The 7,242-nt window shown below is 37.4% G+C and carries 7 protein-coding genes; 2 read left to right on the forward strand and 5 right to left on the reverse strand.

All coding sequences use genetic code 11. The annotated features are described in order from the left end of the window. Window positions 1–65: 65 nt before the first annotated feature. Window positions 66–620, forward strand: a complete 555-nt coding sequence (locus ACEN31_RS10655) for a CorA family divalent cation transporter (RefSeq protein ID WP_407109398.1) — start codon at window positions 66–68, stop codon at window positions 618–620. A gap of 47 nt (window positions 621–667) precedes the next feature. Here ACEN31_RS10655 and ACEN31_RS10660 read toward each other — a convergent pair whose 3' ends face one another. From ACEN31_RS10660 to ACEN31_RS10675, 4 genes are all read right to left on the reverse strand, one after another. Then, window positions 668–1,627: a DUF6933 domain-containing protein gene (locus ACEN31_RS10660; RefSeq protein ID WP_407094140.1), complete on the reverse strand. Its 960-nt coding sequence runs from the start codon at window positions 1,625–1,627 to the stop codon at window positions 668–670. A gap of 30 nt (window positions 1,628–1,657) precedes the next feature. Next, complete coding sequence (gene uvsE, locus ACEN31_RS10665) at window positions 1,658–2,926, reverse strand: UV DNA damage repair endonuclease UvsE (RefSeq protein WP_407109397.1); 1,269 nt, start codon at window positions 2,924–2,926, stop codon at window positions 1,658–1,660. Between the two features lie 83 nt (window positions 2,927–3,009). Next, window positions 3,010–3,696 carry an ABC transporter ATP-binding protein gene (locus ACEN31_RS10670; protein ID WP_138405166.1) on the reverse strand — a complete coding sequence of 229 codons (687 nt, stop codon included), beginning with the start codon at window positions 3,694–3,696 and terminating at the stop codon, window positions 3,010–3,012. Window positions 3,697–3,706: 10 nt separating this feature from the next. Continuing rightward, window positions 3,707–4,801: an ABC transporter permease gene (locus tag ACEN31_RS10675; protein ID WP_338487618.1), complete on the reverse strand. Its 1,095-nt coding sequence runs from the start codon at window positions 4,799–4,801 to the stop codon at window positions 3,707–3,709. A gap of 142 nt (window positions 4,802–4,943) precedes the next feature. Between ACEN31_RS10675 and ACEN31_RS10680 the strand changes: the two genes are divergently transcribed. Continuing rightward, on the forward strand, window positions 4,944–5,510 hold the full coding sequence (locus ACEN31_RS10680; RefSeq protein ID WP_138405168.1) for a TetR/AcrR family transcriptional regulator: 567 nt from the start codon (window positions 4,944–4,946) through the stop codon (window positions 5,508–5,510). Window positions 5,511–5,551: 41 nt separating this feature from the next. On the opposite strand, the gene ACEN31_RS10685 is transcribed toward ACEN31_RS10680, so the two are convergent. Further along, window positions 5,552–6,817: a DUF2130 domain-containing protein gene (locus tag ACEN31_RS10685; RefSeq protein ID WP_197105002.1), complete on the reverse strand. Its 1,266-nt coding sequence runs from the start codon at window positions 6,815–6,817 to the stop codon at window positions 5,552–5,554. Window positions 6,818–7,242: the final 425 nt, after the last annotated feature.

The following is a 7,242-nucleotide window of genomic DNA, read 5'->3' on the forward strand; positions in this document are numbered from 1 at the left end:
TGGGAAAATAACGCTCGGACATTCTTACAAGTGTAATGTGCATGATGACCAGATGATATAACTACATTGAGACTTTTACACAAGATTATGGACTTGACACAAATTTACACGATGAATTGCAACAGCAAAAAGCAGCCATCGATGATTTAAATAACAAAGCCAAAAATTCTACGAGTGGAGATGTCCTTCGAAAAGTAGCTGATACAGAACGGAATCTCGTTATTTTAGAACACACGATTGAAACCTTGGATGAGACGGTATCAGAGTTATTAGCAACTGAAACATTCACTAACAAACTTGACAACTCAGCACTCGAGTATGATTTAAAATGGTATAATCGTCAAGTCATAAAGCTTGTCCACGTTTACCGTGACTTATTAGATAGTGTCAGCAGTTTATTTTCAGATCTTGTCAGCGACAACTTAAATAAATTAATGAAATTCTTAAACTCGCTCTCACTTGTTCTCGCTTCAGCCAGTTTAATTTCCGAGTTTTGGGGAATTAACGCCGGAGGCTTACCAGGAGAAAATTCTGATTACGGAACACTTGGAGTCCTCATTTTGGTTGTTATCTCAACTGCTTCAATGGCTATCTTCTTAAAGAAAAAAGATTACTTTTAAACGTCAAACACACCCATGAATCATTTCACGGGTGTGTGTTTGCGTTATTAATAATCAATATCGAATGAAGTATAAATGAACAAACTCTTACCCGCTTCGACACTTTCGCCAATGACATCTTTAATTTCTTTATGTTGAGAAGCAGTTATTTTATGCGCGTCAGCTAAAAATCGGTAATATTTCTTCAACGAAGTCCCCATCTGTTGCACGCCTGTTTGCGACTGAACAATCCCTTTATCAACGATATAACCACTCAAGAATAGAGTTAAAAAGTCAAGTTCGTTTAAGTCAGGTTGATAACTTCGATATACTAGTAATTCTTGCACATATAGATTTGCATTATCGTTATGCCGTTTTACAACTTTGTCACTCAGCTCTAGCTCTTCTTTTAAATAAATGCCAAAAGCAGCGATCGCTTCATTAGTATTAGCCTTAAACGACGTATCAACGAATTCCGTCTCTTCTTCTTTAAACTCATTGTCTAAAATATCTAAGTGATTTTCAAAAGCCATGCGAGTTGTTTCGTCTGCTGGTTTGTAATCATTCGACGAGAAGATATGGTCATTCAAAGCCGCCATTATTCTAACTTGAGGAACTCGCTCCCAATCTAAAGGAAAATACTCTAGTAAATAAATATAGTTATTCACAATACTTGAAATCGTTCGGTTATGATTTTTGTTTACTTTAATACTTCGAGCATTTTCAAAATAACGGCGGATTTTTCCTTTTGGAATACCAAGCATTTGAAAAGCCAGTTGAATGCCATCTTCAATATGGGCATCTAATTGTTTCTTCTCCGTCGCATTGATATCCGCTAAAACGACCGGTAAAAAGGTTAAATCATTGACTAAAAACAAAACCTTTTTACGATTTACTGTAACGTAATTAGCATGCCAAGAATAAAATGGATTTATTTTTGAGAAATGTTTGGCACTTTTTTCATTGTCTACTTTCTCAATGTGCGAAAACAAAGGTAATGTTTTTTTCGTTGGATTCATTACTAACATAATATCTCCCCTCTCTTAATTCCACATTTTTTATTCATTAAAATACAAATTCTTCTCCAAATAATCATTCGGATATTTCTTCAACAACCGCTTAAAGAACTGACGTAACTGACGAACTGTTATGTCTCCAGCTTGATATTGCGCGAGGATTTTTTGATAATTCGCTTCCTCTTTATTGGTGGCTTGTTTTCTAAAATAACCCCAAATATGTTGAGCGGCATTCACTTCTGCACCCTTATCTTCCGGCACACTCTCTGCTTGTTCAAGAAGCTCAATAAATAAGATAAAGTCTGTATCTTCCTTATTTTTTAATACGTTACGTATCTTTTGATAAATGCTCGCCGACTTCGCCAACACAGCATACTTCCGCTTGGCCCATAACTTCTCAGTAGCAACGATATCTTGATCCAAGTAGATTTGTATCTTTTCTGCAGACCGATTCTTATCTTTGACTTCTAACATAATATCGATCGGCTGATCAGGAGGAAGCTGCTCTAAAAATCCAATAAAGGGTCGAATCGCAATCGTCTCGGAATGGGCACCGGCTTTTTTTCCAGGCGCTTGTTGACTGTAATGAATTTTTTGACGACCATCAGCTGGCTGCCAAGTTCGACCGGAAGCTTGAATATAGTCACTCAATGGAGTGTCATCAAGTGGAAGACGCACTTCATGATGCAAATTATCAAAAATAACGGGTAATCCGGTCTGCTCACTAATAGAAAGAACATCATGAATACTATATAAACGCTCATCGTTTTCAATGACTAAGTGCCCGCGCACGCGTTTAGATAACTGATTGGCTTGGTCAATAAAGCGTGCCATTGCGCCTTCTTTATCACCATACACCCCACCAATATGGATAATGATTTTGTTCGTCTGATTGCCTCCAAGTAGTTCTAACAATTCCGAATGGTACTCCAAGTCGTCAATCGCTCGTTGGACCACATTCATATCCATGGAATTCAAGACCGTATACTGTCCTGGATGCATCGAAATTCGTAACTGAGTTGATTGTACTTTGTCTTTAATACGATTGAACGTTGATTCAAAATACTCTTTCCAATCCAGGTCCACACCCTCTTTAGGCTTCGTCGCAAAAGGAATGAGATCACTCGATAGACGTAGTAAACCGATTCCGTGATCAACTGTATAAGTAATCATCTCTTCCAATGTCGCCAGATTCCACTCAATCAATTCAATCCATTTGTCATTTGTTAAATTATCAAAACGACACGTCTTGAATCCTTGGCTAATATCGGGATTCAAACACGCGTAACCAATTCTTACATCTTGATTCATAAGTGACTCCTTTGTCTTTTGATTTATCATACTAAAAATAAAAAGAAAGATTGCATAAAATGCTCTCTTTCTTTCGATTTAACCTATTTGTTATTATCTGTATCTAAGCGCAACTCGCCGTCTTCCATGTAATAAACTTTATCACAATGCTTGATTAAACGCTCATCATGGGTAACCATAATCGTTGCTTTTTTCTGTTCCTTTGTTTGTTTGGCCAATATTTCAACCACTTCAAACGCACGACTCGAGTCCAAACTAGCTGTTGGCTCATCGGCTAAAATCACTGACGGATCATGGAACAAGGCACGCGCAATCGCTACACGTTGGCGTTCTCCACCTGAAAGGTCGCTCGGATATTTATCCCGTAAGTCCGTAATATCTAATTGTTCTAATAAGGAATCCACTCGATCTTTTTCGAATGCCTTTTTTTCGATTTTATTCACAAGACGCAACTGATCCTCAACTGTTAGGAAAGGTATTAAGTTAGATGCTTGTAGGATAAAGCCGATTTCTTTAAAGCGTAGCTTCGTTCGTTTCTTATCATTCTCTTCACTGAACTTGTTGCCATTAATCAAGACTTCCCCTTTACTAGGCGCTTGAAGGCCTCCAATAATCGTTAGAAATGTACTCTTACCTGAACCACTTGGTCCGATAATCGCAACAAATTCTCCCTCTTCAACCGAAAAGTTCGTATCTTTTAAAGCTGTAATCTCTTTACGTCCATCATCGAATGTTTTGGACACATTTTTTACTTCAATTGCTTTCTTCATAGAACCCCTCCTATCCAATTGCTTCTAGCGGATCGATTTTGGCTACCGTTCTTACTGAGAAGAACGCGCCTAATAAGGCAAACAAGACAATTAATACGGTTATAATTAAGATAAAGTACATATTAAAGGCAAATGGCACCGTACTCGGTAACACCATCGCTGTCCCCATTGTAAGCACCAAGCCAATGGCTACACCAATGACTGATAAGATAAATGTCTGGCTCACAACAGATGTCGCAATGTACTTCGTAGAAATACCCTGGGCTTTCATCACCCCAAACATGCTTGATTTTTGTACAGTTAACACATACATGAAGATTCCAATCACAACAGCCGCAATAATAATTAAGAAAATAATCATTAAACCAAACGTCAATACTTGGGCTGTGTATCCAGGGATTTCTTCAATATATTCAGAGATTGTTGACAGCTCTAAGTCTTCATTATCCAACTCGACACTATCTAAATCATCATCACGAATAATAAAGGCACTCACACGCCCTTCATCCGAATCATCAATTGCTTCGAACCGCACGTCTTGGTATGTTGAAATAGTTGTGTATAGTACTGGAGCGACATTGAATTTCGCGTTGTCGGTAAAACCAACGACTTCAACTTGCTCATCATTTCCCGCAAGATTTAAAACGTCACCAATTTCAATACCAAACTCTTCGTGGATACTAATATCTGCCACAACTTGAAAGTCTTCTTGAAACATCTCACCCTCAACGATATTTGGTGCAATAAATTGCTCTGAATCAATTCCGAAGAATGTCACTGAAATTTTATTCTCTTCTTGCTCAGCTTCAGTCTGATTATCGCGACTTACAACACTTGCAGTTTGTCCTAGAACGGCTATCTCGTCAGCTTCAATATCATTGATTAAACCTTGTGGCATCATTGACATATTAATATTTGAATTGGCTTCGTCTGCCAATACAATTGCTTGTGCTTCCCATTTATCCACACTTGTTCGGTTATCTTGAGCCAAACCGAAGGCTAAGCCAGTTAAAAAATAAACTAAATAACTCACTAATACTAATACACCGACGATTAATGAAAAACGCGTCTTGGCGTATTTAATTTCTTTCCAAGCTAAAAACATATCTTCACCTCTAATTTTATATTTAACTTATCACGCGATAAGTATATCAGTCAATTTTTTCATATGCAAGATATTTTTTGGTATTCACCTAGTAAATTCAACAATTCGATGTATAATATTAAAGAAGGAAGGAGCGAGTATATTGACCTCTAAAGAGATTTCAACGAGACAAATGATTATAGATACTGCCCGTAAAAAATTTATGACCGACGGTTACAAGGCAACTTCAACGCGTCACATCGCAAAAGAAGTAGGGATTACCCAGCCGAATCTCTATCATCATTTTCGAAATAAAGAGACTTTATACATTTCCGTCCTAGAACAACTCGGAGATGAAGTGAATATTCAACTGAATTATATTGCCCATAACAGTCATTTATCATTACAAGAGCGTCTCAACCGTATGACCCGCTACCTCCAAGATAACGATCCCGTCGATATCTATACAATGATGAAAGATATGGAATCTGATTTATCTGATGAGAGTAAGACCAAATTGTACACTATCTTCTTAAATGGCTACAAACAACCTTTTGTAGATTTGTTTAAGGAAAATTTGACGAAGCTACGTCCGGACCATACTGCTGAGGAAATCGCTTCGCATTATTTTATAGTGATTGCCCCTTACATCAGCCCAGACATGCAACGTTATCAATTCGTCTCGATAGAAAGTATTGTCGATTTATTTTTACATGGAATTAAAATTTAAAAAAAGAGAAGCGCCTGGATAGATTCCAAGTGCTTCTTTTTTTAATTTAATGCATCAAATTTCGCTTTCATTGTTGGGTTCTTTCGAACTAATTTCTTAACCGTTAAGTCATCCGCTTTGTTATTGGCTAATCGCAAGTTGTTTTCGGAAGAGACTAAGGCATCTTTTGTTTTTTGCAGATGCGTAATCGTCTTATCAATTTCATCAATCGCTGTTTTGAACTTTCGACTTGCCAGATCATAATTTCTAGCGAATGCCGACTTGAATGTATCGAGATCCTCTTCAAAATTTGTTATATCGATATTTTGTTCACGCATCAAAGCTACTTCTTGCTTGTACTCTAGCGAATTCATCGCTGCGTTTCGAAGGAGTGTAATAATCGGGATAAAAAATTGTGGACGAATCACATACATCTTCTCATATTCATACGATACATCAACAATTCCATTATTATAGAGTTCATTATCAGATTCTAACATTGAGACAAGAATCGCATATTCACATTTTTTGTCATTTCGGTTTTTATCTAGTTGCTTAAAAAAATGCTCATTCTTTTTCTTCGTTGCCGTTTCATCGCCTTCATTTTTCATCTCAAACATAATTGAGATAATTTCATTGCCGTGCTCATCGTTCTCACGATAAATGTAGTCGCCCTTACTTCCGGATTTAATATCGTTATCCTTACCAAACTCTGCGTTTTTGAAAGCTGTCATTCGAAGGCGGTTAAACTCAATTTCACAATGCTGTTCTAAAGTTTCACCAACCATTTTAGTCGATTGCTTCGCCTTAAAATCTTTATAAAATGCAATTGTCTCGTCTTTTAACTTCATTTCTGTTTCGTATTTTTCCTTAACTGAGTTTAACTCTAATTCCCGTTCCTTTTCCTGAAGCGTCATCTTAGACTCTAACTCCATCAGCGCTTTTTCTTTAGCTGCATTGCTTTCTGACAATTCAAGTTTCTTCTCATTTTCAATCGCTTGAATTCGCGCATTCAACTCAGTCAATTCTCTGTCTTTTGCCGCTAAAGCTTTTTGTAGTTCGAGTTCTTTGTCTTTTTCTAGCGAAGCGGTTTTATTCTCCAAATCAGCGATAACTTTATCTTTTTCTGTAATTTGCTTGTCAAAGGAATTCTTCGTCTTTTCCTCAATTAGAGCTAAATTACTCTTATGTTGGGCGTTGATCTGCTCGAGTTTTTCATGAATCTCTTCATTAAATTCTTTTGTTCGAACTTGGGCTAAAATATCTGCATACCCCGCTTCGTCAATCGTAAATAGTGTCCCGCAGTGGGGACATTTAATTTCATTCATCAAAATACCTCCTGTAATTCTAACTGATTGTTATACCATTATACTAAAATTTAAGATGCGGTGGGAACTCTAGTCAAACCACAACTCCATTTGGCTTGAGTTGACCGAACTTAGGACAAACCGCAACTCCATTTGGCTTGAGTTGAGCTAACTCAGGACAAACCGAAATCCATTTGGCTTGAGTTGTGCTAACTTAGGACAAACCGCAACTCCATTTGGCTTGAGTTGACTGAACTTAGGACAAACCGCAACTCCATTTGGCTTGAGTTGACTGAACTTAGGACAAACCGCAACTCCATATACTGGTCCTATGAACGTGGACAATCTGAGCCACACTCATTTCATTCGTGAACTAAGTTAATTTCTGTCATAATAATCGTAGACTCAAAGGTATAAAGACTAAATATTTGTAGACAATCCGTCAT

The sequence above is a fragment of the Ruoffia sp. FAM 26255 genome, from assembly GCF_045528525.1.
GTDB classification, from domain to species: Bacteria; Bacillota; Bacilli; order Lactobacillales; family Aerococcaceae; genus Ruoffia; species Ruoffia tabacinasalis.